This window comes from Modestobacter sp. KNN46-3 (assembly GCF_011039295.1).
Map to the genome: position 1 here is coordinate 1 of NZ_JAAKGN010000014.1, position 23,520 is coordinate 23,520.

The 23,520-nt window shown below is 74.5% G+C and carries 21 protein-coding genes; 12 read left to right on the plus strand and 9 right to left on the minus strand.

The genetic code is table 11. The annotated features are described in order from the left end of the window. Positions 1-769 (plus strand): DUF3048 C-terminal domain-containing protein (locus tag G5C62_RS05675; RefSeq protein WP_164700241.1); only part of this gene is annotated, 769 nt, incomplete at its 5' end. Positions 770-822: 53 nt separating this feature from the next. On the opposite strand, the gene G5C62_RS05680 is transcribed toward G5C62_RS05675, so the two are convergent. Continuing rightward, positions 823-1,731 carry a hypothetical protein gene (locus tag G5C62_RS05680; RefSeq protein WP_052091332.1) on the minus strand — a complete coding sequence of 303 codons (909 nt, stop codon included), beginning with the start codon at positions 1,729-1,731 and terminating at the stop codon, positions 823-825. A 120-nt stretch (positions 1,732-1,851) separates the two neighbouring features. On the opposite strand from G5C62_RS05680, the gene G5C62_RS05685 reads away from it, so the two are divergent. Together G5C62_RS05685 and G5C62_RS05690 are read left to right on the plus strand one after the other, a co-directional pair. Next, positions 1,852-3,711, plus strand: coding sequence for a metallophosphoesterase (locus tag G5C62_RS05685; RefSeq protein ID WP_164700242.1), 1,860 nt, complete (start codon positions 1,852-1,854; stop codon positions 3,709-3,711). Between the two features lie 164 nt (positions 3,712-3,875). Next, a complete protein-coding gene (locus tag G5C62_RS05690) occupies positions 3,876-4,643 on the plus strand; it encodes a biosynthetic peptidoglycan transglycosylase (protein ID WP_164700243.1) in 768 nt (255 codons plus the stop codon). A gap of 12 nt (positions 4,644-4,655) precedes the next feature. On the opposite strand, the gene G5C62_RS05695 is transcribed toward G5C62_RS05690, so the two are convergent. Then, a complete protein-coding gene (locus tag G5C62_RS05695) occupies positions 4,656-5,819 on the minus strand; it encodes an RtcB family protein (RefSeq protein WP_164700244.1) in 1,164 nt (387 codons plus the stop codon). A gap of 155 nt (positions 5,820-5,974) precedes the next feature. On the opposite strand from G5C62_RS05695, the gene G5C62_RS05700 reads away from it, so the two are divergent. From G5C62_RS05700 to G5C62_RS05720, 5 genes are all read left to right on the plus strand, one after another. Next, positions 5,975-6,451, plus strand: a complete 477-nt coding sequence (locus G5C62_RS05700) for an NUDIX domain-containing protein (protein WP_206330488.1) — start codon at positions 5,975-5,977, stop codon at positions 6,449-6,451. 182 nt (positions 6,452-6,633) lie between these two features. Next, complete coding sequence (locus G5C62_RS05705) at positions 6,634-7,404, plus strand: biosynthetic peptidoglycan transglycosylase (protein WP_164700246.1); 771 nt, start codon at positions 6,634-6,636, stop codon at positions 7,402-7,404. A 71-nt stretch (positions 7,405-7,475) separates the two neighbouring features. Next, a complete protein-coding gene (locus G5C62_RS05710) occupies positions 7,476-8,444 on the plus strand; it encodes a TIGR03557 family F420-dependent LLM class oxidoreductase (protein WP_164700247.1) in 969 nt (322 codons plus the stop codon). Between the two features lie 19 nt (positions 8,445-8,463). After that, entirely contained in the window at positions 8,464-9,129 is a 666-nt protein-coding gene (locus tag G5C62_RS05715; protein WP_206330489.1) for a hypothetical protein, read from the plus strand. Between the two features lie 84 nt (positions 9,130-9,213). Then, positions 9,214-9,366 (plus strand): hypothetical protein, encoded by a 153-nt coding sequence (locus G5C62_RS05720; protein ID WP_164700248.1) that lies wholly within the window; start codon positions 9,214-9,216, stop codon positions 9,364-9,366. Between the two features lie 28 nt (positions 9,367-9,394). Here the strand turns inward: G5C62_RS05720 and G5C62_RS05725 are convergent, their stop codons facing one another. Continuing rightward, the gene (locus G5C62_RS05725; RefSeq protein WP_164700249.1) at positions 9,395-9,883 is read right to left on the minus strand and encodes a MarR family winged helix-turn-helix transcriptional regulator; all 489 of its coding nucleotides are present in this window, start codon (positions 9,881-9,883) and stop codon (positions 9,395-9,397) included. 82 nt (positions 9,884-9,965) lie between these two features. Between G5C62_RS05725 and G5C62_RS05730 the strand changes: the two genes are divergently transcribed. After that, positions 9,966-10,850 (plus strand): NmrA/HSCARG family protein, encoded by an 885-nt coding sequence (locus G5C62_RS05730; protein WP_164700250.1) that lies wholly within the window; start codon positions 9,966-9,968, stop codon positions 10,848-10,850. A 95-nt stretch (positions 10,851-10,945) separates the two neighbouring features. Next, complete coding sequence (locus G5C62_RS05735; protein WP_164700251.1) at positions 10,946-11,548, plus strand: HD domain-containing protein; 603 nt, start codon at positions 10,946-10,948, stop codon at positions 11,546-11,548. Here G5C62_RS05735 and G5C62_RS05740 read toward each other — a convergent pair. From G5C62_RS05740 to G5C62_RS28645, 5 genes are all read right to left on the minus strand, one after another. Beyond that, complete coding sequence (locus tag G5C62_RS05740; protein WP_164700252.1) at positions 11,538-17,537, minus strand: DUF4011 domain-containing protein; 6,000 nt, start codon at positions 17,535-17,537, stop codon at positions 11,538-11,540. The genes G5C62_RS05735 and G5C62_RS05740 overlap by 11 nt on opposite strands. 136 nt (positions 17,538-17,673) lie before the next feature. After that, positions 17,674-17,913, minus strand: a complete 240-nt coding sequence (locus G5C62_RS05745) for a hypothetical protein (RefSeq protein ID WP_036337084.1) — start codon at positions 17,911-17,913, stop codon at positions 17,674-17,676. A 219-nt stretch (positions 17,914-18,132) separates the two neighbouring features. Then, positions 18,133-18,804, minus strand: a complete 672-nt coding sequence (locus tag G5C62_RS05750; RefSeq protein WP_164700253.1) for a hypothetical protein — start codon at positions 18,802-18,804, stop codon at positions 18,133-18,135. Positions 18,805-18,955: 151 nt separating this feature from the next. After that, positions 18,956-19,786 carry a DUF2382 domain-containing protein gene (locus G5C62_RS05755; RefSeq protein ID WP_164700254.1) on the minus strand — a complete coding sequence of 277 codons (831 nt, stop codon included), beginning with the start codon at positions 19,784-19,786 and terminating at the stop codon, positions 18,956-18,958. Positions 19,787-19,931: 145 nt separating this feature from the next. Then, positions 19,932-20,765 carry a TetR/AcrR family transcriptional regulator gene (locus G5C62_RS28645; protein ID WP_164700255.1) on the minus strand — a complete coding sequence of 278 codons (834 nt, stop codon included), beginning with the start codon at positions 20,763-20,765 and terminating at the stop codon, positions 19,932-19,934. Between the two features lie 212 nt (positions 20,766-20,977). On the opposite strand from G5C62_RS28645, the gene G5C62_RS05765 reads away from it, so the two are divergent. Next, positions 20,978-21,916 (plus strand): ferritin-like domain-containing protein, encoded by a 939-nt coding sequence (locus G5C62_RS05765; protein WP_164700256.1) that lies wholly within the window; start codon positions 20,978-20,980, stop codon positions 21,914-21,916. A gap of 149 nt (positions 21,917-22,065) precedes the next feature. Continuing rightward, complete coding sequence (locus G5C62_RS05770) at positions 22,066-22,524, plus strand: hypothetical protein (RefSeq protein ID WP_036337270.1); 459 nt, start codon at positions 22,066-22,068, stop codon at positions 22,522-22,524. A gap of 4 nt (positions 22,525-22,528) precedes the next feature. Here G5C62_RS05770 and G5C62_RS05775 read toward each other — a convergent pair whose 3' ends face one another. Beyond that, on the minus strand, positions 22,529-23,506 hold the full coding sequence (locus G5C62_RS05775; RefSeq protein ID WP_164700257.1) for a phosphotriesterase: 978 nt from the start codon (positions 23,504-23,506) through the stop codon (positions 22,529-22,531). Positions 23,507-23,520: the final 14 nt, after the last annotated feature.

Consider the following 23,520-nt stretch of genomic DNA (forward strand, 5'->3'; position numbering starts at 1 on the left):
CGTCGAGGGCGGCATCCCCCGCTACGTCGCGGTTTACCACTCGACCCTGCCGGCCCAGATCGGGCCGATCCGTTCCGTGCGTCCGATGGACCCGGCGATCGCCGCGCCGCTGCACGGCCTGTTCGCCTTCTCCGGTGGCCAGGCCGGCTACGTGGATGCGATCGCCGCCGCCGGGATGCAGGTGCTCAGCAACGACGCCGGCGCCGACGGCTTCTTCCGCACCAGCGACCGGCCTGCGCCGCACAACGTGCACGCCGACCCGCTGCGCCTCCTGGCCCAGTCCGACCCCGCCCACCAGGCGGCGCCGCCACCGCAGTTCGACCTGGCCGCCACGGCGGAGGAGGCCACCGCGGTGACCGCCGGCACGCCGGCGACGAACCTGGCGCTGACCCTGTCCCGGGTCAGCCGCCCGCAGTGGACCTGGAGCCCACCGGACGCCCGGTGGCTGCGGACCGAGGGCAGCACCCCGGCCGTCGGGGCCGACGGTGCCCGGCTGGCCGCCACCAACGTCGTCGTGCTGCGGGTGGACGTCCGGGCGACTGCGGCCCGCGACCCGGCCGGCAACGCGGTGCCGGAGACCGTGCTGGTCGGGGAGGGGGAGGCCCTCGTCGCCACCGGCGGCAAGACGGTGGCCGCCACCTGGGTCAAGACCGGCGTCGGGGACCGCGTGGTGCTGCGCGGGGCCGATGGCAACCCGGTCCGGCTGGCTCCGGGGAACACCTGGGTCGAGCTGGTGCCCAACTCCGGTGGCGCGGTCGCCGTCGGCTGAACGCCCCGCATCCGGGAGGCCGGGGCGGGGCGGTCAGCTGTCGCTGCGGGCGGTCAGCTGTCGCTGCGGGACATCACCGGGCGGTCCTTGGCCCACTGCAGGAAGCGCGCCGCCTGCTGCAGGTCCGGGAGGTCGTTGCCGACCAGTGAGCGGAGCAGGTCATTGCTCCAGACCGCCAGCCGGCCGCTGGTCCACGCCGTCTTCTCCACCGGCGGGAGGTCCAGCTCGAAGACCGTCTTGGCCAGCTCCTTCTTGCCGCCGTTCGCGGCGGTGTACCGCACCACGGGCAGGAAGCGCTCGGGCTCCACGACGCAGAGGACCTTGGTCAGCAGCGCCTCCTTGAACGACGGGAAGCCCAGGCCCTTCTTGCTGCCGTCGATCAGCTGGGTCATCCGGTCCTCGAGACGCAGGCTCTCCGGCCCGTACAGCAGGTGCTCGATCGTCTGCCGCACCTGCGCGGCCGCCTTGTCCGGGCCGGCGGTCTTCCACGCCCGGTTGAAGCCGGACACGTTGCCCGGGTCGGCGACGGTCGTGGAGTTGGCGAAGTGCAGCAGCTGCTCCGGCGTCGCCGACGACAGGTTCTCGCGGGAGAACAGCGCCGCGTACCGCTCGCGGTAGGGCTCGACGTCCGGGTCCGGCTCGGGCCGGTCCATGGCGAACTCCGACTGCAGCAGCATCACCCGCTCCCGCACGTCGGGACGGACGTCGGCCGGGGTGGGGAAGGCCGCCTGCAGGGAGTCGAACGACTGCACGGCGGGCCGGGCCGGGTCGCGGCGGGTCTCCCCGCGCAGCCACTCGGCGCCGCAGTCATCGCAGTGGATCAGCAGGCGGCCGTCCGGCTGCGGCTTGCCCGAGATCTCCTCGGAATTGCAGGTGGGGCAGGTGATCAGTGCCAAGGGAGCCCCGTTCGTCGGCGGCGAGTCAGCGAGCGCGTCGTCGTCGGTCAGGGTCCAGCGTCCCACGCCGGGCCGGGAGCGTGTCACCTCCGGCCCCGCCCTCCGGGTCGATGACCCCCTGCCGGACGCGCCGGAGAGGCAGGGCAGGGGGGCGGCGCGTCGCACCACGCGCGAGAATCGACCCCGATGTCCAGCACCCGCGGCGGCGACCAGCTCCCCCTCCCTCTCCCGTTCACCCGCCGTCAGGAGGCGGAGCGGATCGCCCGGCGCACCGGACAGGTCGTCTCCCGCGTCGTCCAGGTGGTGCTGCGGTGGGCGCTGCGGCTGGTCCTGCCGCTGGTCTGCGCCGCTGCGGCGCTGCGCGCGTTCCCGTACGAGGCGACCGTGCAGGGCGTGCCGTTCGAGGTCCGCGGCACGCTGCTCAGCCGGCCGGGGCTCAGCGCCGACACCACGCTGGGCAGCTGGGAGTTCCCCGAGGTCAGCGGGGTGCCCTTCGGCGTGCACATCAGCCCGGTCGACGTCGACGTCCTGCAGCTCACCAGGTTGGCCGGCGGCGACCTGCCCGGCTTCGTGGAGCGGATGCAGGCCGACTTCACCGCCCAGCTGCCGCGGATCGCCACCTGGCTGATCGCCGAGTTCCTGCTGGGCCTCGTCTCCGGTCTGCTCATCGCCGCCGCGATCAACATGTCGGTCCGCTACCTGCGAGGCCTGCCGCGCCGCCCGCACGAGCTGCGGTACCGGTCGCTGCAGGCCGCTGGCGCCGCCGCCGTCACGGTGACCGTCGCCGGGTACGGGGTGCTCAGCTACAACCCGAACTGGGTGCGGGACTCGCAGCTGACCGGCACGCTCGCCGCGGCGCAGCTGTTCCCCAGTGAGCTGAGCGCCTACTACAGCCAGTCGAACAAGGCCCTGGACGTGCTCGGCTCGGTGGTCGGCATCCAGGCGGCGCTGCAGGCCCAGATCGAGGACGACCAGACGCCGGAGACGGCGCTGCAGATCATGACCATCTCCGACATGCACCTGTCGGCGAACTACCCGCTGGTGGCGCGGTACGCGGCCAACTACGACGTCGACCTGATCGTCAACGCCGGCGACGAGAGCGCCTTCGGCACCCGCCAGGAGCTGACCCCGGCCTACCTGGAGGCGGTCGCCGCCCTCACCGAGACCGCCCCGATGCTCTGGGTGGCCGGCAACCACGACTCCCCGGCCACGGTCGAGGTCATGCGCTCCGTGCCGGGCGTCACCGTGCTGGGCGACAAGGTCGCCACCGCGGACGGCTACGCCGTGACCGCCGGCGTCGTGGACGCCTACGGGCTCACCGTCGCCGGCCTGTCGGACCCCCGGGTCTACGGCGGCCCCGGCCGGTACGGCGCCGATGCGGCCGACGTGGTGGAGCCGCTGCAGCGCGAGGCGGTGCGGGAGGCCCTCGGCGTGCTGGAGGACGAGGAGATCCCGGCGAGCGAGGAGATCGTCCTCGACGAGGCCCCCGCCGACGGCGCGGTGGCAGGCCGTGACGACCCCCTCGTCGGCGACGGCTCCGCCGTGCTGGACGGCATCGACGCCGAGACGGGGGAACCCGCCGATGCCCTGGAGACGATCGACGTCTTCGCCGTCCACGAGCCGGTCGCCGCCGAGGAGGTGCGCGAGGTGCTCCCCGGGCGGGTCCGGCAGACGATCTCCGGCCACGTCCACGCCCAGAACGACAGCTCCGAGGTGCAGGACGAGGACGGGGTGATCGATCTCGTCGAGGGCTCGACCGGGGCCGGCGGGCTGGACAACATCGTGCGCGGCACCGGTCGCCCGCCGATCGAGTTCAGCATCGTGTCGGTCGCCACCGACTGCCAGTTCACCCGGGTCATCCGCTTTTCGATCGAGTCGACCCAGCCGGTGCTGGTGGCCCCGCCGACGGCGGACTCCCCACGGGACTTCGGCGACGACGTCACCGCCTCGACGGTCTACTTCCGCCCGCAGGACATCGACCCGGACCGCCTCTGCAGCACCGGGCTCGGCATCAGCGAGGAGCGCCCCTGGCCGCTGCCGGAGTGACAGTCCGCTGAGCGACGCCCGCCCCGTGCGTCCCCCGGAAGGGTGGAGTCCGGCGCCCAGGGCCGCTCCGGCCGCCGTCCGGGCTCCCCGGACCCGACCACGGCACCGATCATGATCGGTGCCGTCCCGGTCCTGGTTCGGCCGGACGGGAAGGTGGTCGACCGGTGTCAGCAGGCACCCTGCAGCGTGCCCGGGCGACCGCCGAGCCACCGCCGCCCCGGCGGTCGTGGCCCCGGCGGGTGCTGCGCCGCCTCGGTGGGCTGGCCCTGGTGCTGGTCTTCCTGGGCGTGGCCGTGGTCGGCATCGGCTGGGCGCGGACGCCGCCGGTCGACGACGCCGCGGCGCGGGTCGCGGCGCACCTGGCCGAGCAGGGTGCGCCCCCGCTGCGGGTGGAGCCTGCCCCGGCCTTCGTGCAGGCCCTGCTCGCGACCGAGGACACCGGCTTCACCAGCCACCTCGGGGTGAGCCCGACCGGGGCGGTCCGGGCGTTCTGGGGGCTGGTGTCAGGCACCGACCAGGGCGGGTCGACGCTGGTGCAGCAGCTGGCCAAGAACGTGTACCTGGGCGGGGAGAACGGCCCGGTGCAGAAGGCCGAGGCCGTCGTCCTCGCGCTCAAGCTGGACGCTGCGTACAGCAAGGACGAGCTGCTGCGGATGTACCTGGACAACGGGTACTACGGCCACGGCTTCGTCGGGCTGACCGCGGCCACCCAGGGCTACTTCGGGGTGCCGCCCGACCAGCTAAGCTGGGCGCAGGCGACGCTGCTCGCCGGCCTGTTCGCCGCGCCCACCGCCTACGACCCGCTGGTGTCCCCGGCCCTCGCCGGCCAGCGGCAGGCCCACGTGCTGGGCCGGCTGGTCGACGAGGGCGTGCTGGGCCGCGACGAGGCCGCCGAGATCGCTGCCGACGACTGGGGTCTGGTCACCAGCTGACCGGCTCCTTCTTCAGTCGCCCTTGACGTTGACGACCTGGCGCAGCGTGTGCCGGACCTCCACCAGGTCGGCCGCGTCGGCCATCACCTGGTCGATCGGCTTGTACGCATCCGGGTGCTCGTCCAGGAACGCGTCGGAGTGCCCCCAGGCGATCCCGGTCATCCGCTGCTCCAAGTCCGCCCGGCTGAACAGCCGGCGGGCGGCGTTCCGCGAGTGGTTGCGGCCGGCCCCGTGCGGGGCCGACATCAGCGCCGTCGCGTTGCCCAGCCCGGAGACGACGTAGGACGCCGTCCCCATCGAGCCGGGGATCAGCCCGGCCTGCCCCCGGCGGGCGGAGATCGCGCCCTTGCGGGACAGCCACACCTCGCGCCCGTCGTGCCGCTCGCGCTCGGTGTAGTTGTGGTGGCAGTTCACCGTCTCCAGCCGCTGGACGTCGTCCCGGACGAACCGGCCCAGCTGCTCGACGACCCGGTCCATCATCTCCTCGCGGTTGAGGAAGGCGAACCGCTGCGCCCAGCGCAGCGCCTCCAGGTACGCGTCGAACTCCGGCGTCCCCTCCTGCAGGTACGCCAGGTCGCGGTCGGCCAGCTCGACCCCCTGCGCCCGGCACCACTCCTGGGCCCGGCGGATGTGCACCGACGCGAGCTTGTTGCCGACCCCGCGGGAGCCGGAGTGCAGGAACAGCCACACCCGGTCCTGCTCGTCCAGCGACACCTCGATGAAGTGGTTGCCCGAGCCGAGCGAGCCCAGCTGCAGCGGCCAGTTGCCGGCGGCGCCATCGGCCTGGGCGATGCCGGGCAGCGCGCGGAGCTCGGCGACCCGGGGCTCGGCGGTGGGCCGGACCGCCTTGTTGTTCCGCCCGGCCGACAGCGGCACCGAGCGGGAGATCTGCCCGTGCAGCACGGACAGGTCCCGGCCGGCGAGGGCAGATGCGTCGAACTGGGTGCGCACCGCCATCATCCCGCAGCCGATGTCGACGCCGACCGCGGCCGGGATGATGGTGCCCTCGGTGGGGATGACCGAGCCGACGGTCGCGCCCTTGCCCAGGTGGGCGTCGGGCATCAGCGCCAGGTACGGGCGGATGAACGGCATCGCCGCGGTCCGCTCGGCCTGCTCGCGGGTGCCGGGGTCGAGGATGGACGCCCAGCTCAGCAGCCGTCCGTTGATGGTCTCCATGGTCCCTTCCCGTGTGTTCCACCCCGTCCACCAAAATGGCCATTTTGGTGGACCTGCGGGGGTGTCGGTGGTGCCGCGCGGCCGGGGCAGTCAACGCGATGCCGGCTGGACCCGCACCCGCTTCACCCGGCCGGCCCCGTGCGAAGCTGCCGGGCGTGCCAGTCACGCGCAGCGCCGGGGTGCTGCTCCACCGGGTCTCCAGCGACGGTGGGGTCGAGGTGCTGCTCGGCCACATGGGTGGCCCGTTCTGGGCGCGCAAGGACGACGGCGGGTGGTCGATCCCCAAGGGCGAGCACGACCCGGGGGAGGAGCCGCTGGACGTGGCCCGCCGGGAGTTCGTCGAGGAGCTCGGCTCGCCGGTGCCGGCGCAGGAGTTCCTCGACCTCGGTGAGCTGCGGGTGACCAGCGGCAAGCTGCTCACCGTCTTCGCCGCGGCGGGCGACCTGGACGCCGCAGCCTGCACCAGCAACACCTTCGACCTGGAGTGGCCGCCCCGGTCGGGCCGGGTCCAGCAGTTCCCCGAGATCGACCGGGCCGGGTGGTTCCCGGTCGCGGAGGCGCGGGCCAAGCTCGTCAAGGGCCAGGTGCCGTTCCTGGACCGGCTGCTGGCCCGGCTGGCCACCCCGGCCTGACCGGGGTCCACCCAGGAGCGGAGGAGGGGGTCCGCCCGGGGGTGCAGGTGGGACGACGGAGGTCAGCGCGCGGGCCGATGCGCGCCGCGGGTGGACTGCGGTCGACTGGGGGAGCACCGCACCCCAGCCGAGGAGCACCCGATGTCCGCACCGCACGCCCCGACGTCCGTCGGTGGGCCGGCGTGGTGACGACGGCGTCCCGGCCCACCTGGTCGCCCGCACCGGCCCCGCGGCCACGGCGGGTGTCCTGGGGGCGCCGGGTGCTGCGCCGCGCGGTCCGGGCCGTGGTGGCCCTCGTCCTCGTCGGGCTGCTCTTCCTCGCCGTGGCCTGGCAGCTGACCCCCGACGTCGGCGACGCCCGGGACCGGGTGGACGCCCGGCTGGCGGCCGCCGCAGCGCCGCCGCTGTCCGGGCCACTGCCGGCGCGGCTGTCGGCGGCCGTGCTGGCCACCGAGGACAGCCACTTCCGCAGCCACCCGGGCGTCGACCCGCGCGGGGTGGTGCGGGCGGCCCGCGGAGCGCTGACCGGCGTCGACCTGGGCGGGTCGACGCTGCACCAGCAGCTGGCGAAGAACGTCTACGAGGGCGGGGAGAACGGGTTCACCGACCGGGTCTCCGCGGTGGTGCTGGCGCTGAAGCTGGACCGCACCTGGAGCGAGGACGCCGTGCTCCGGATGTACCTGGACGACGCCTACTTCGGGCACGGCTTCACCGGTGCCACCGCGGCGGCGCAGGGGTACTTCGGCGTGCCGCCCGAGGAGCTCAGCTGGGCCCAGGCCACGCTGCTGGCCGGCCTGCTGCAGGCCCCGAGCGGCTACGACCCGGTGCGGCACCCCGACCGGGCCGCCGGCCGGCAGGAGCACGTGCTGGACCGGCTGGTGGACGTCGGTGAGCTGACCCGTGCCCAGGCCGACGAGGTGGACGCCGACCCCTGGGGCCTGGTCGTCGGCTGACCGGCCGGTTTCCGCTGCCGACCTCCCGGGCACCGCCGTCCAGACGGCAGGTGACGACGGAGGGACTCCCCATGCAGGTCGGCTACAAGCTCGCCACCGAGGCGTTCAGCCCCACGGAGATCGTCGAGCAGACGGTGGCGGCCGAGGAGGCCGGCTTCGACTTCGTCGAGCTGAGCGACCACTACCACCCGTGGCTGGAGGAGCAGGGCCACAGCGGGTTCACCTGGTCGATGCTCGGGAGCATGGCGGCGAAGACCGAGCGGATCGGCCTGGCCACCGGCGTGACCTGCCCGATGATCCGGTACCACCCGGCGATCATCGCCCAGGCCGCCGCCACCGTGCAGCTGCTCTCCGGCAACCGCTTCACCCTGGGCATCGGGTCCGGCGAACGGCTCAACGAGCACGTGGTCGGGGGCGGCTGGCCCGCCGTCCGGATCCGGCACCACATGCTCCGCGAGGCGCTGGAGATCATCAACCTGCTGTGGCAGGGCGGCTACCAGTCCTACGAGGGGGAGTACCTCACGCTGGAGGACGCCCGGGTGTTCGACCTGCCCGACCAGCTGCCGGTGATCGCCGTCGCCAGCGGCGGCCCGGGGGCCTCCAAGCTCGCGGCCCAGTACGGGAGCGGGCTGTTCGCCACCGAGCCGAAGGCCGAGCTCGTCGAGGCCTACGCCGAGCACGGGGGCAGCGGCCCGAAGTACGCCGAGGTGCCGATGGCCTGGGCGCCGGACGAGGACGCCGCCGCGCAGGAGGCGCTGAAGACCAGCCGCTGGGCGCTGTCCGGCTGGAAGGTGATGAGCGAGCTGCCCAACCCGGTCAACTTCGACGCCGCCAGCAGCACGGTGACCGCCGAAGACGTCAAGGGCCAGTTCTCCTGCGGCCCGGACCTCGACCGGCACGTGCAGCAGGCGCAGCCCTACGTCGACGCCGGTTTCGACCACCTCGTCTTCCAGAACGCAGGTCCGGACCCGGACGGGTTCCTCGAGGTCTGCGAGAGCGAGCTCATCGAGCGGGTGCGTTCGCTGACCCCGTCGTCCTGACCCCTGTGCGAGGTGCGCCGTGAGCCGGGAGGAACGGTGGGAGCGCCGTCTGGCACTCCCCGTCCTGGTCGCGGCGCTGGCCTCGGTGCCGGCGATGTTCCTGACCTTCGCCGGCGGTCCGCTGGGCACCGCCGGCCGCTGGGTGGACGTCGCCAGCGGGGTCGTGCTCGTCGGCGAGGCGGTCGTGCTGCTGGTCGTGGCCGAGGACAAGCGTGCCTGGATCCGGGGGCACGTGGGGTTGCTGGCGCTCAGCTTCGCCGTGCTGGTGGCGATCGTGCTCGCCGTCGGACCGGTCCAGCTGCTCCGGCTGGTCCGTGCGGTCGGCGCGCTCCGGGTGCTGCGGGCCGGCCGGATCGTGCGGGCCGCCCGGGAGCTCGCCGACCGCCTGGGGTGGACCGGCCGGGCCTCCGCCGTCTTCGCGGCCGGGGCGGGTCTGCTGGCCGCCGTCTTCGTGGGTGTGGTCCTGGCGGACCCGACCTCCCGCTCCCGGTCGCTGCTCACCTGGGCGCTCGGCCCCGTGAGCCCGCCGGTGGTCGTGGTCCTCTCGGTGATCGCCGGGGCCCTGCTGGGCGGTGCGACCTACCTGTTGGCCCGGGACAGCGGTCTGGGGGACGCGCCGGACGACGAGGACGAGGACGGGGATGCAGCTCGGGACGCCGGCGAGGGCCGACCGGCGTCCAGCTGAACGAGACCCCCCGGGGCCGGTTGAGCGCGCGCTGGGCGGGCACCGACAGGGGAACAGCGGGCAGACGAGACGAAGGAGAACACCATGGGACTGATCAGCAAGCTCACCAAGGGCGCGGTCGCCAAGAAGGCCATGACAGAGGCGAAGAAGCCGCAGAACCAGGCCAAGATCAAGAACGCCATCTCCTCGATGCGCGGCAAGAAGAGCGGCGGCACCGGCACCAGCCGTCGCGGCTGACCCAGCGTCTCCCCTCGCCGGGACGAGGTCAGGGCCCGCACGGGTCCGGGCCGACGTCACCGACGTTGCGGCTGATCGAGCCCAACAGCTCGATCAGCCGCGCGCGGTCGGCCTGACTGAGGTCCCCGACCGTGCGCCGCTCCAGCTCGGCCCAGATCTGCTCGACCCGCGCACGCAGCGCCCGGCCGCTCGCGGTCAGCGACACCAGCACCACCCGACGGTCGTCGGTCGACCGTTCCCGCTGCACGAACCCCGCGTCCTCCAGTCGGGAGACCGCCTTGACCGCAGTCGGCGGCTCGACCCGCAGCGCTCGGGCGAGTTCGCCGGGGGAGCGCGGCTCATGCTCCCAGAGCTGCATCAGCAGGAGCTCCTGGCCTGGGTAGAGGCCGACCTCCCGCAGCAGGGTCCCCGCCAGCGTGCGGTGCGCCCGCGCGACCGCCGGGATCAGCGCGCTCACCGGCCCGACCGCCGCGACCGACGACGCACCGTGCGCGTACTCCTGCTCCAGTGTGCCCACCCCCGGAATGAAATACAGCCGGCTATTGGTTAGTCGGCTACAGGAACCGCGCGAGGCGGTCCCTGGTCCGAGGGAGTACAGCATGGACAGCAGCATCCCCAGCAACGACGGCCCGCTCGTCGCCGTCGTCGGCGCGACCGGACAGCAGGGCGGGGCGACCGCGCGGGCGTTGCTCGCCGCCGGCGTGCGGGTCCGCGCGCTGGTACGCGACCCCGGCAAGGCCACGGCCCAGGCGCTGGCCGCACGCGGCGCCGACCTGGTCCACGCCGACCTCCGCGACCCGGAGTCGCTGCGCACCGCGTTCCGCGGAGCCGACCGGGTGTTCGCGATGACCACCTTCGCCGACGAGCGCGGCGTCGACGGGGAGGTGCAGGACGGCCGGGCACTCGCCGATGCCGCAGCCGAGTCGGGTGTCGGGCACCTGGTGTACAGCTCGGTCGGCGGCGCGGAACGGGAGACCGGCGTGCCGCACTTCGAGAGCAAGCGCCGGGTGGAGGAGCACATCGCGGCGCTGGGGGTGCCCGCCACCTTCCTCCGACCGGTCTTCTTCCTGGACAACCTGACCGCCCAGGGCCCGACGGTGGAGGACGGCGTGGTCGTGGTGCGGCTGCCGCTCCCGGCGGACGTGCCGCTGCAGATGGTCGCCGTCCAGGACATCGGCGTCGCCGCCGCAGCGCTGCTGCGGGAGCCCGGCCAGGTGCCCGGCGGCTCGGTCGAGCTCGTCGGCGACGAGCGGACCGGTGCGCAGATCGCCGCCGCGTTCGGAGCCGCAGCGGGACTGCCCGGCCGCTACGAGGCGCTGCCGCTGGCGGTGCTCGGCGGGGACGAGGACATGACCCGGATGTTCCGCTGGTTCGCCGAGCTCCCCGCCTACCAGGGTGATCTGGCCGCCAGCCGGGCGCTGGTGCCCGACCTGCACGACCTGCCCGGGTGGCTGCAGAGCACCGGCTGGCCGCCGGCCGGCTGACCTGACGGGGTCGATCCCGCCGCCGATCGCGGGGTTCCTGCCACGACGGGCCGGACCCGGGACGGAGGGCACGGTCGGCGGCCAGACTGCCGTCCGTGCCCCTCGACGACCTCGTCCCCGACACCGCCGCTGCCACCTCCGCGTTCGAGGTGGCCCAGGCCTTCCACTCACCCGCGCTGCTGAACCACTGCCGGCGCGCCCACCTCTGGGCCGCCGAGTACGGCCGGGAGCGTGGGATCGCCTTCGACGCCGAGCTGCTCTACGTCGCGGCGATGCTGCACGACATCGGGCTGGTGCCGGCCTTCGACAGCGCCACCGTGCCGTTCGAGGAGGCCGGCGGCGCGGTCGCCTGGGTCTTCGGCGCGGGCGCCGGGTGGGACGCCGGCCGCCGTCGCCGCACCGCCGAGGTCATCGTCGCCCACATGGCACCGGAGGTGGACGTCGCGGCCGACCCGGAGGGCCACCTGCTCGAGCTGGCCACCGGGCTGGACGTCTCCGGCCGCCGTCCCGACGACTGGCCGGCCGCGTTCCGGGCCGAGGTGCTGGACGCCCACCCCCGGCTGGGGCTGGCCGAGGAGTTCCTCGGTTGCTTCGCCGAGCAGGCGCGCCGCAAGCCCTCGTCCCTGGCCGGGCAGTTCGTCGCCGAGGGCTTCGCCGACCGGGTGCGAGCCAACCCGCTGGACGGCCTCAGGCGCTGAGCAGACCGGACGGCTGCTCGGTGAGCCGCCCGGCGGCCAGGGCGTCGGCCAGGGCGGCGTCCAGCAGCGGCAGCAGGGCCGCGGTGCGCCGGCGGTGGCCGAAGACCTCGAGCGTCCGGAGCTGCAGCTCGTCGCGGGACAGGCCGGTGCCGGCCCGGCACAGCGCCACCATCGCGTTGGCGATCTCCTGCGGCGCCACGTGCTCCAGCGGGCGAGCGGTGCTGCTGGCCTGACGGCGGAACCAGTGCCACGTCTCCCGGTCGATCGAGGCCGGCCACAGGAAGTCGCCGTCGACGGCGGTGGCCGGCAGCAGCGCCAGCAGCGCGTCCCGCCGGGCCTCGGTCACCCGGGACAGCCCGAACGCCGCGGCGGTGAGCCGGGCCAGCCGGTCGCGGTGCACCGGGCCCTCCGCCTTGAGCCCGGCGGTGAGCACCCGGCGGACCAGCCGGGCGACGGCGGGGTCGCTCAGCTGGTCCAGCTGCTTCTTCTCCCCGGCGGGCTTCGGCGTCCAGGCGATGAACGGCTGTTCCTCGTCCAGCGGCGCACGGGTGCGGGCGGCCTTGGCCGGCGCCTTCGGCGACGTCCCGGCGGCGCGCTTCGGCGGGGCCGTCGCCGGCGTCTCCGCCGGCTGCGGGGCGACCGGCTCCGGGACGGCGGCCGGTTCGGCGACGGCGACCGGCTCGGGGTCCGTCTCGGCCACGACGGGCTCGACCACGACGGGGTCGGGGTCGGGCTCGGGGGCCGGCGTGACCCGGGCCGCGAGCGGGCGGAGCGGGATGACGTCGGCCAGCGGGCCGTCGTAGGGCGGCTCCTCGACCTCGACCCGGACCTGGGGCTCGACGGCTGCCGGGGCGGGGGACGCCGCCTCCACCACCGCCTCGAGCGCGGTCAGCACGGCCTCGCGGTCGGCCAGCCAGCTCGGCAGCCACACCCGCTCCACCGCCGGCCAGCGCAGCTCCCGGAGCACCTCGACCGGGAGGCCGTCGCGGTCCCCGACCGTCTGGCGCCCCGCCCAGGCCGGGCCGTCGAGCAGCACGGCCAGCACCGGGGCGTCCGGCGCCGACTCGCGGGCGACGGTCAGGTCGAGGCGGAAGCCCGACAGGCCGACGTCGGTGCGCACCACCAGTCCCCGGGCGCGCAGCGCGGCGGCCACGTCGTCGCGGTGCCGGTCGAGCGACGTCCCGGTGCGGGGGAGTGCATCGGTGCCGCGGGCGGCGAGGTCGAGGTAGGCGCGCAGGTGCTCGACCCCCGTCGACGTGGTCTGCTCGGCGTCCAGCTGCTCGGGGGCGAAGGAGCTGACGACGACGACCTGCCGGCGGGCGCGGGTGACGGCCACGTTCAGCCGCCGCTCCCCGCCGCTGCGGCTCAGCAGCCCGAGGTCCAGGGGCAGCCGGCCGCGCGCGTCGGCGCTGAACACGGTGGAGAGGAACACGACGTCCCGCTCGTCACCCTGCACGTCGTCCAGGCCCTTGACGAAGAGCCCCTCGCCGTCGCTGCGGTCCAGCGCGTCGACCACGCGCTCGTCACCGGAGTCGCGCAGCAGCTCCTCGATCAGCGTCCGCTGCGGCGCGGTCGAGGCGATCACCCCGATCGACGGCACCGCCGGGGCGGCGGAGGAGAACCGGCGCACGACCTCGGCGACGACCGCGCGGGCCTCCACCGGGTTGGTGCGCAGGCCCGGGCCGGAGCGCACGAAGGTGCCCTCGACCTGCACCAGGGAGACCCCGTGGCCGTCCGGGGCGGCAGAGGCCGGCCCGTGCACCGGCGCCGGGAAGGAGGAGAGCCGGCCGCCGTAGTACCGGGCGTTGCTGAAGGCGATCAGCGACTCGTCCTGGCTGCGGTAGTGCCAGGTCAGCCGCTGCTGGGGCACCCGTGCCTGCAGGCACTCGGTGAGGATGCTCGCCTCGGTGGGGACCGCGTCGGTGTCGGCGTCCTCGTCGAGGCCGGCGGGCAGCGGGGGCAGCTGCGCACTGTCCCCGACCACCACCGCGGACCGGGACCGGCCCAGGGCGCCGATGGCGTCGGCCACCCGGAGCTGCGAGGCCTCGTCGAACACGACCAGGTCGAACCGGTCGGCGACCGCGGGGAGGAACCGGGCCACCGACTCCGGCGTGGCCAGCACGCAGGGCAGGACGGCGGTGATCAGGTCACCGTGGGTGGTGAGCAGGCCGCGCACCCCCAGCCGCTGCTCGGCCAGCTCGCGCAGCAGGGCACTGACCTGACCGCTGCTGGCGGCGTCGAACGGCCGGGCCGCCAGGACCGCGGCGGGCACGGCATCGACCAGATGGGACCGCACGGCGCGGGACGCTGCGCCGAAACGGGCGAGGGTGCGCTCGTGCAGCCCGGCGTCGAACGTGTCCAGCCCGGTGGTTTGCTGCCGCTCGAGGACCGAGGCGTCGGCCAGCCCCCGGTCGAAGGCGCGCACCGCGTCGTCGGCGGGCACCGCGCCGTGCAGCAGCTGCAGCCGCGCCTCGGTGAGCCCGGCCAGCCGCAGCGGTTCGAGGGTGTCCAGCAGGCTGACCCACCGGCGCAGGGACATCGGGTGGACGTACTCGACGCCGCGCTCCGGCCGGGTCATCGCCCAGCGCAGCACCAGCCCGTCCTCGCCGCTCCACGCGCCCAACTGCGCCGAGCTGCTGGCGCAGACCGTCAGCAGCTGGCGGAGCGAATCGCGCAGCCGGGCCACCGTGCGGGCCCCGAAGGCGTCGGTCACCGGGCCGGCGGTGAGGAACCGGCGTACGGCAGCGGGGAAGCCGGCGCTGCCGTCGACCGTGGCGGCGGCGCGGCGCAGCCAGCGCACCTCGGCGTCGAACACCGACCGGCCCGGTTCGGTGAAGGGGTTCCACCCGGGCGGCACCTGCAGCCCCGGGATGCCGGCGGCCCGCGAGGCCAGGGCCCGGACGGCGGTCTGCACCCGCCGCAGCTCGGCGGTCAGCTCGGGGACGTCGCCGGGCTTGATCGAGGCGCCCGGGCGCAGCGCCGGGGTCAGCTGGTCCCGGACGGCGGCCAACTTGCCGCGCCGCGCCACCCAGCTCGCCGCGGCGGCCTCCTGGGCCTGCACGAACAGGTCGGCCAGCGGCAGGTCGAGGGCGGCCGGGGTGAGCGCCTCCAGGCCGGGGTGCGGCGCGGCGGCCAGCGCGGCGATCTCGCCGAGCAGGTCGTCGGTGGCCGCCGTCCAACGTGGGGAGCGCACCTCGTCGAGCACGGCCAGCCCGATCCGGGGGCCGCCGAGCAGGTGCACCAGGGCGTCCAGGTCCTCCGGGGTGCAGGCGGCCCGCAGGACCGCGGCCAGCCCGCCCTCGCCCGGCAGCTCCCGGATGGCGGCGTCCACGGCGACCGCGGCCTGCTGCACCTCGGTGATGTCGAGCTCGATCGTGTCGATGAAGGCCCATGCGTGCCCGGCCGACGGGCGGGCCAGGCCGGCGATGTCGGGCAGCAGCGCCAGCGCGCGGTGCACCTCGGTGACCACCTCGGCGGTGGCCCGAGCGGCGAAGCGGGCGGTCACCGGCAGCGGGTCGACGTCGGGGGCCGCGGCCAGCACGGCGGTGCGGGCGGAGTAGAGCGACAGACCCGCAGGGTTGTCCGCGTGCAGCCGCTCCGCGTAGTGCTGCAGGCTGCGCCGGGCCGACCGCAGCTCCTCGGCGTCGGCCGCCATGCCCTGGGCGTCGGCGTCGACCGCGTGCTCCAGCGCGGCACGGATCTGGGCCCGGACGACGGCCGGCCGGCTGCCCTTGTCGTGCAGGTCGAGGGCGAACGGGCCCATGCCGACCGCGTCGAGCCGGCGGGCGACGACGTCCAGCGCGGCGCGCTTCCCGGCGACGAACAGGACCCGCTTGCCCTCGGCGACGGCCCGGGTGAGCAGGTTGGTGATGGTCTGGGACTTGCCGGTGCCGGGCGCGCCCTCGAGCACGAACGTCCGGCCGGCGGTGGCCTCGGCGATCGCGTGCAGCTGGGCGGCGTCCGCGGGCGCCGGGCACTGCGCGGCGAGCTCGTCCAGGTCGACCGGGTCGGCGAGGGTGGGCACCGGGTCGACGAAGGCCTCGGTCGGGGCGTGCCCCAGGTGGGCGACCAGCGGGTTGGACGCGAACTCGGCCCAGTGCTCGTCGAGGTCACGCCACAGCCGGTACGCCGCGACCGGCAGGACGGCCAGGTCCGCGGTCGCCTCGACCCGGTGGGGGAGCGAGGCGGCGGCCAGCGCCGCACGCAGCGCCTCCACCGCCGTGGTCGGGTCGATGTCGGCGCCGTCGTCGGCCAGGGCGCTCAGCCCGGGCACGGTGAGCCCGTGCACCCGGCGGAGCTGCTCCAGCAGGCAGCCGTTCGGCAGGCTGTTCCCGGCCTCGTCGACCGTCAGCCGGTACCCGCCGCCGTGGGCGGGCGGGGTGAGCAGGACGGGGACGAGCACCAGCGGTGACCGCAGCGGGCGGCCGTCGAGCTCCCAGACCAGGCTGCCCAGGGCGAGGTACAGGCCGTTGGCGCCGGTCTGCTCACCCACCGTGCGCACCCGGTGGGCGAGGCCGCGCAGCCGGGACGGGTAGTCGGCGTGCGGGACGTCGACGTGCACCGAGCGACGCTCGGTGAGCTGCTGCAGCAGCTGCTGGGGTGGCAGGTCGCCGGCGGTCCGCACCCCGGGGTCGGCCTGCACGCCGGCGACCCGGTCACTGGGCAGGAGGGTCAGCGTGGCCCCGCCGCTGACCAGTTCCGCCAGCGTCGCCAGCGCGTCCTGCGGCACGGTGAGCGGCAGCCCGGAGCCCTCGGTGGAGTCGATCAGCCGGTTGCGCGGGCTGAGGTCGAGCAGGTCGTCCTGCCACTGCTGGACCCGGGCCGGGAGAGGCGGGCGGTGGTCGGCCCCGGGCGCCGTCAGGGCGTCGGGGAGGGTCGGGGCCTGGCCCGCGGTCGAGGGCGGCTCGACCACCTGGACCGAGCCGTCCGCCGAGCGGGTGTGGACGGGCAGCGGGCGGACGCCGTCGAGGCGGGCGCGGTGGACGTCGGTGACACCGAGGACCCGGGAGAGGTCACCGGACAACCAGGCGGTGTAGGCCGGGCCGTGCAGGTCGGGCGTGGTGTTGCCGCGGTCGGTGAGCAGGGTGGTCTCGACCAGGCCGATCACGCGCTGGTCGACGAGGTCCACCAGCGCTGCCACATCGGTGGTCGCAGCCGTCTCGGCGCTGCGCTCCTCCCGCCAGTAGCCCAGGAAGGCGTGCCCCTCGACCACCCACAGCAGCGGGCGGAGGCCGACGTGCTCCAGGGCGGCGGCGAGGGTGAGGACGGTGTCCAGGCAGGTGCCGGCCCGACCGTCGAGGACCTCACCGGGGTCGCGGACGTGCTGCCCGGACCCGGTCCAGTCGGCCGGCGGCTGACCGTGCCGGACCTCGCGACGGCGCACCGCCCAGGTGATCGCCTCGACCACCTCGTCGACCCGTTCGGGCCCGTCGGCGTAGCCGGTCATGCTGCTGCTGTCGGTGCCCTCCTGGAGGAGGGTGGCGGCGTCGGCGACCAGCGCGGTGATCGCCGGGTGCTGCGGCTGCACGTGGGCGGCGAGCACCTCCAGGGCCAGCGGCAGGGGTGTGGCCAGCCACTGGGCGGCGGCCAGCACCGTCACCGGCACCCGGTGCTCGGCCAGCACCTGGCCTGCGGCCGACAGCTCCACCTGCACCCAGCCCGGACGGCGCTCCCCGCCCTGCCGGAGGGTGGCGGGGTCCAGGGTGAGGCCGACGTCGTCGATCACCGTGGTGCGGCCGGCCTCGAGGTCGACCAGCCGCTCGACGGCGGGGGCGAGCTCGCCCTGAGCGTCCTGCACGGACAGCCGGAGCGCCGCCCCGCGGACGGTCGACGTGCTGCCGGCGAGGGTGAGCCGGGAGACGACCGGCACGGCGAGGGCGGCGAGCGCGTAGCTGACCACCGGGCTGACCCTGAGCTCGACCGCGACCGACGGCGAGGACGCCGCCGCCGGGCCCTCGGAGCTCACCTGGAGGTCGGCCGCGTTGCGCATGGAGTCTGTGTACCTGGTCGGACGGACCGTTCCGCTCAGGCGAGCCGCTCGTGGGACGGGTGTGACAGCCGATGTCCGGTGAGGTCTCGGTGCGCCGATCAGCTCACCGGCGGTGGTGGCGCCGCGGCCCGCTCGGTCAGAGCCGGGCGAGGGTGTCGCAGTCGGCGCAGAGGGCGTCGTAGAGCTCGGCCTGCGGGGGCCACGGCACCGCTTCGTCCCGGGCCACGTAGGCGCCGCAGAGAGCGGTACGGCCGCGTGCCCCGCTGAGCCCGAGGGTGGCGTGCGCCGGTCCGATGAGCCGCGCCGTCTGGCCGGCCGGGTCGTTCAGCGAGCCGACCATCATCACGGCCCGGGCCGTGCGGTAGGGGAAGGCCATGGCGCCACGATGTGAGACGCCGGCGGCTGCGACGCGCGCAACACGCAGGCCGTGTCCGGGGTGTCACCTCACCAGCCCCAGCCACCCCGGCAGGCGCCCCGTGGCCCGGCTGGACCGACCCCGGACACAGCAGTACCGCCACCGTTGGCCTTCCCCCGGGCCAACGGTGGCGGTACTGGACTGCTGTGCGTGCGGACCAGCGGGCTGGTCCGCAGTCGGTCAGGCGGCGAAGCCGGCCCGGTCGACCTTGCGGTGGTAGCGCTCACCGAGCTTGCCGCCGAGCACGGCGCCCAGCAGCGTGACCAGCAGGACGGCGACCAGGGCGATGATGCCGGCGGTCGTGAGGGTGCCCTCGTCGATCGGGATGCGCGGCAGGTCCAGGTCGGAGAGCACGTTGAACTCCGAGCCGAGGACCGCACCGGCGATGGCCAGGGCGAGGACGACCAGCAGGCCGACCACCCACACCGCGATGCCCTGGCGCACACCGTCGAAGCGGGCCATCCGGCCGGCGACGTAGCCACCGGCCAGGTAGGCCAGGAAGAGGACGACGAGCAGCGCGATGCCGCCGCCGATCCCGATGCCGCTGGCGTTGGACGCGGCCTCGTCGACGGAGGGGACGCCCTCGGTCAGCCCGATGGCGACCCCGGCGGCGGAGATCGCCGCGATGAGCAGGACGGCCAGGCCGTTGGCGGACAGCCAGCCGAAGAACGCGGCACCCCACTTGATGCCCCCGAAGCGGTCGTGCTGGCGGTCGACGGCGTCGTGGACGGTGCCCCGGCTGGCGCGTGCGCCGGTGCCGGGGTCCACGTCGTTGTTGCGGAAGCTGGTGGTCTTGTCGCCGACCGAGGTGCTGCGATCGGACGGGTCGGAGGGGGCGGTGCTGCCGGTCATGGTCGCTCCAGGGAAGAAGACGTCACGGTCGGCGGGCGAGCAGCCGCACGCCGACCGTGACGGGTACAGGGCGACCGGTGGGCGGGGCTGGCCGACGCGGTCGCGGGGTGGTGCGGGGTCGGCCCGCTGTGTGGCGGGCCGACCCGGTGGATCAGCGGCGGTCGGTGTCCCGGACGCCGTCGACGTCGCTCTCGATCTGCTCCTTGCGGACCGTGTCGGTCACCGTCTCCTGCTCGGTGACCGTCTCGGTGTCCAGGCGCACGCGCTCGACGGGGACGGTCTCCTTGGCGACGACCGGACGCTCGGCGTGCAGGACGACCTCGTGCTCCTCCTCGGAGATCGCCGGGCCGGCCAGCGCCTCGTCGCGGTTGGCGTCGGTGATCGGCTCGCGCTCGAGCCGGACCTCCTCGTGGGAGACCGGGACGGTGGTCGTCACGTCCTCGGTGACGACGTACTTGCGCAGGCGGGCCCGGCCGGTCTCGACCTGCTGGGTGCCGACCCGGATCTGCTCCTCGGAGCGGGTCATCGCGTCGTCGGTGGTCGGGCCGGACGTGTCGTGGCCGACGGTGCCGTGCCGGTTGGCGTCGGTCCCGATGGTGTCGGTCCGGGTGGTGTCGGTCCGGGTGGTGTCGGTCTGCGCGGTGTCGACCCGGGCGGTCTCGGTGCCGACGCCGACGCCGTAGTAGCGGTAGAGCTCGGTCTCCTCCTCGGGGCTGAGGTGACCCTGGTCGGCGTCCACCCGGGGGGCGTCCTTGACCTTGGACTTCTGGTAGGGGACGCGGAGGGTGCCGTCGGCGACCGTGGCGTCGGTCAGCGGGACGAAGGTCTCCGAGGTGCCGAACATGCCGGTGCTGACGGTGGCCCACTCGGGGCTGCCGGTCTGGTCGTCCAGGTAGACCTGGCCGACCTTGCCGAGCTTGTCGCCGTCGGCGTCCACGGCGTTGCTGCCGATGATGCTGGTGATGTCCTGCTGCGTGATCACGGGCGTTCCCTTCGGAGGATCTGGTGGACCGGTGTGCACCGTCTCGGGACGGCCGGTCGTCAGACACCTCTGTGCCCGGTCGTTTACGGCGTAAACGCCATCCTCGTCGGACTCTCGGACCCAGCGGGGGCCGGGCCGGGCGCGATCAGAGGTCGCCGACGTCGCCGCCGGAGTTCTTCGCCTCGTGCAGCAGCCGGTCCAGCCGGTCCAGCAGGTTCTCCAACGACTCCTCGAACTCCGCCGCCGACTTGTCCTGACCGAGTAGCGGCTCGGTCCGCGCCAGGTTCGGGTACTCGGCGAAGTCGGTCTCCTCCTGGGCCTGCGGGTCGCCCTCGGGCTGGTCCAGCAGGCTCACCTGCGCACCGATCTGGGTGACCTCGAGCAGCAGGTGGCCGAGCAGGAAGCTGGAGTAGGCGCGGTACGCGGCGACGGCGGCCTGGTCGGGGAAGCCGCCGTCGTGCAGCGTGCCGAGGAAGGACTCGACCAGGCGGAGGCTGCGCAGCGGTGGGCGCACCCAGGGCGCAGCCGGCGGACGGCTGGCGACCAGCGGGAAGACCGCCGGGTGGGCGAGGGCGATCCGGCGCATCCCGTGCGCCAGCCGGACCAGGTAGTCCTGCCAGCCGGAGTGGTCACCGATGTAGACGTCGTCGCCGTCCTCGTCGTCCCAGAGCGTCTCCACGACACGGTCGACGACCCCGTCGAGCAGGTCCTCCCGGCCGGGCACGTACCGGTACAACGCCATCGCCTCGACGCCCAGCGTGGAGCCCAGCCGGCGCATGGTGAGGGCGGCCAGGCCCTCCTCGTCGATGAAGTCGACGGCGGCCTGCAGGATCTTGTCCCGGTCCAGGCCGGCTGGACGGATCAGTTCGCTGGCCGCCTCGGGGCCCTCCTGCACGGCCACCAGGTCGGGGTCGCGCACGTCGTCACTCGTCTGGTCACGCGTCTGGTCACGCGTCTGGTCACGCGTCTGGTCACTCATCGTCGCCACCGTTCACCTCCTCGTGTCCCCCCACTGTCCACGCCCTTGCCCGTGCGCGGCACGGCTCTCCTGGCGGCTGCCCAGTGCGAGGGAGCTGCGCACGCCCGGATGTGACGACGGTCATCGCCAGCCGACCGCTTGCTGTTGTTGGCACCCGGGTCACGCTGGGCATGCAGCAGGGGTCCGGTCACACCCAACCCGTTGGAGTCCCCATGACCGACACCACCCCCCTCCTCACCCAGCTCCGCGCCCTGTTGGCGCTCACCCACACCGAGGAGCAGATCGCTCGGATCCGGGTCGCCCAGGCGCGCACCGACGCCGTCCGCCGGGAGCTGGAGCAGAACGCCCAGCACGCGGCCGAGCGCAGCACCGCCATCGCCGACCAGCTGCGGGAGCTCGGCGGGGTGACCGACGTCGTCACGCCCGTGCTCGGCCGGCTCGGCGCCCTGGTCAAGGGCACGCTGGAGCAGGCGGAGCCGATCGACGAGGCGCTGCTGCAGGACCTCCAGCTGGAGCACCAGCTCCTGGACCGCGCCACCTACCTCAGGGTGCTGGCCGACACCGCCGGGCAGTCGGAGGTCAAGGCGCTCGCCGAGCGGCTTATCAGGGCGCACTCGGCCACCGTCGAGTGGCTCACCGTCGTCCTCGCCGAGCAGGCTCTCGGTGGCCCCGCGGCGCTGGTGGCCACTCCGTTCCAGCGGGTGGCCGGTGGCGCCACCAAGCTGGCGAACCTGCCGGTCCGGTTCGCGGCCAACACGGTCAACCGGGCCGTGGACACCGCGCAGCACGCCGGTGAGCAGGCCGGTGCCCTCACCGGCGCCGTGCGGGAGACCCTCGCCGTGGGCCGGCTCGCCTCGCTCCGCCGGGCCGAGCGCATCGCCGAGCGGGAGGGCGACAGTGCCGCGGCCGAGGCGGTCGCCGCCACCCGCCGCGAGCTCGGGGACCTCACCGCCGACGAGCTGCCGATCACCGGCTACGACTCGATGTCGACCGCGCAGATCGCCACCGCGGTGGAGGAGCTCGACGACCCGCAGGAGATCGACGCGGTCATCCGCTACGAGGAGGCGCACAAGGCGCGCTCCAGCGTGGTGAGCGCGGTGCAGACCCGGCTGGCCGCCCTGGCCAAGGAGGCCGTCGGGGTCCCGGACTGAGCGCCCCGGCTCCGGGCCGCCGTGCGGCGGGTCGGAGCCGGGCACGTGCCGCGTCCGGGCGACCACCGTGTGCGAGGCCACTCGGCCGTCCACGAGACGCTGGTCACGATCGGGTTACAGCGTGCTGGCTTCGGGAAATGCTCTTCCTCATGACCACTGTGCCTGAGGTCGCCACCACCCCCGAGGTGCTGGAGAGCGAGTTCTCGCTCGTGACCGCCGTGACCCGGCTGGACTTCCTGAGCCGGCGCGACAACGTCGCCGTCGACGGCCCCAACGACCGTGCGGACGACGACGACGACTGGGCCAGCTTCAAGGCCCTCGGCACCTCGCTGGACGTCGACGAGGCCCTCGAGCTGCTCGCCCTCGGTGAGGTCGTCGCCCGCAAGGCGCACGCCCACCGCCAGCTCGGCATCCGAGCGGCGCTGCGCGGCGGCGCCGACTGGCAGCAGATCGGGCGGGCGCTCGGCATCTCGCCGCGGGCCGCCTGGGAGCGGCACGTCAGCTGGCTGGACGGCCAGGCGGCGGCGCGCCGCGACGGGGACGTCGACGCGCTGGACGCCGACACCGTCGCCGCGGCCCGCCAGCTCGCCGGCCGCCGGCCCGCCTGACCCGCTACTCGAAGTACCGCCGGGGCACCTGGACCAGCATCTGGTCCAGGTGCCCCTCGCTCGCTCCGCGCTCCCGCAGCATCGGCAGCACGTCCTGCGGCACGTGGGTGAAGTTCCAGTTCGGCATCGCCTGGGTCATCGCGGTGCGGGCCTCCCCGGGGAACCAGTCGATGTAGCAGCTGGCGTCCTGGCTGAGCACCATCCGGTCGGCGTACCCCTGCTCGGCCAGCGCGACGATGGTGTCCACCCGCGCGCTGGTCGGGTTGTAGAGGTCCAGGCCGAACCGGTCCATGCCCAGGATGCAGCCGGCGTCGGCCAGCTCCTTGAGGTGGTCGAGGTCGTTGCTGTCGCCGGCGTGGCCGATGACCACCTTGGTCAGGTCGGCGCCCTCCTCGCGGAGGACCTGGACCGCCAGCCGGCCGGTCTGTGCGGCGGCCGAGGTGTGCACGGTGATCGGCACCCCGGTCTCCCGGTGGGTGGCTGCGACGGCCCGCAGGGTGCGCTCGACGCCCGGGGTGAGCCCCTTGGCCTCCACGGCGCACTTGAGGAAGGCGGCGTTCACGCCGGTGTCGGCGATGCCGTCGCGGACGTCCCGGGTGAAGTCGTCGACCATCGGGTCGGTGGGTGTCTCGATGAGGGTGCCCGGCCCGCGATGCGCGTACTGGAACGGGATCTCGTCGTAGGTGTACAGCCCGGTGGCCACGATGATGTTCAGCTCGGTCTGCGCCGCCACCCGCTGCACCCGCGGCAGGTAGCGGCCCAGCCCCCACACCGTCGGGTCGACGATCGTGTCGATCCCCAGCGCCTTCAGCTCGTTGAGCTTGGTGACGGCGTCGGCGACCCGCTCCTCCTCGTCCCACCAGTCGCCGGTGCCGTAGTTCTGCTGGTGCTCGGTGGACAGCACGAACACGTGCTCGTGCATGAGGGTGCGGCCGAGGTCGGCGGTGTCGATCGGGCCGCGGACGGTGTGCACGGTGGGCATGCGAGCTCCCTTGC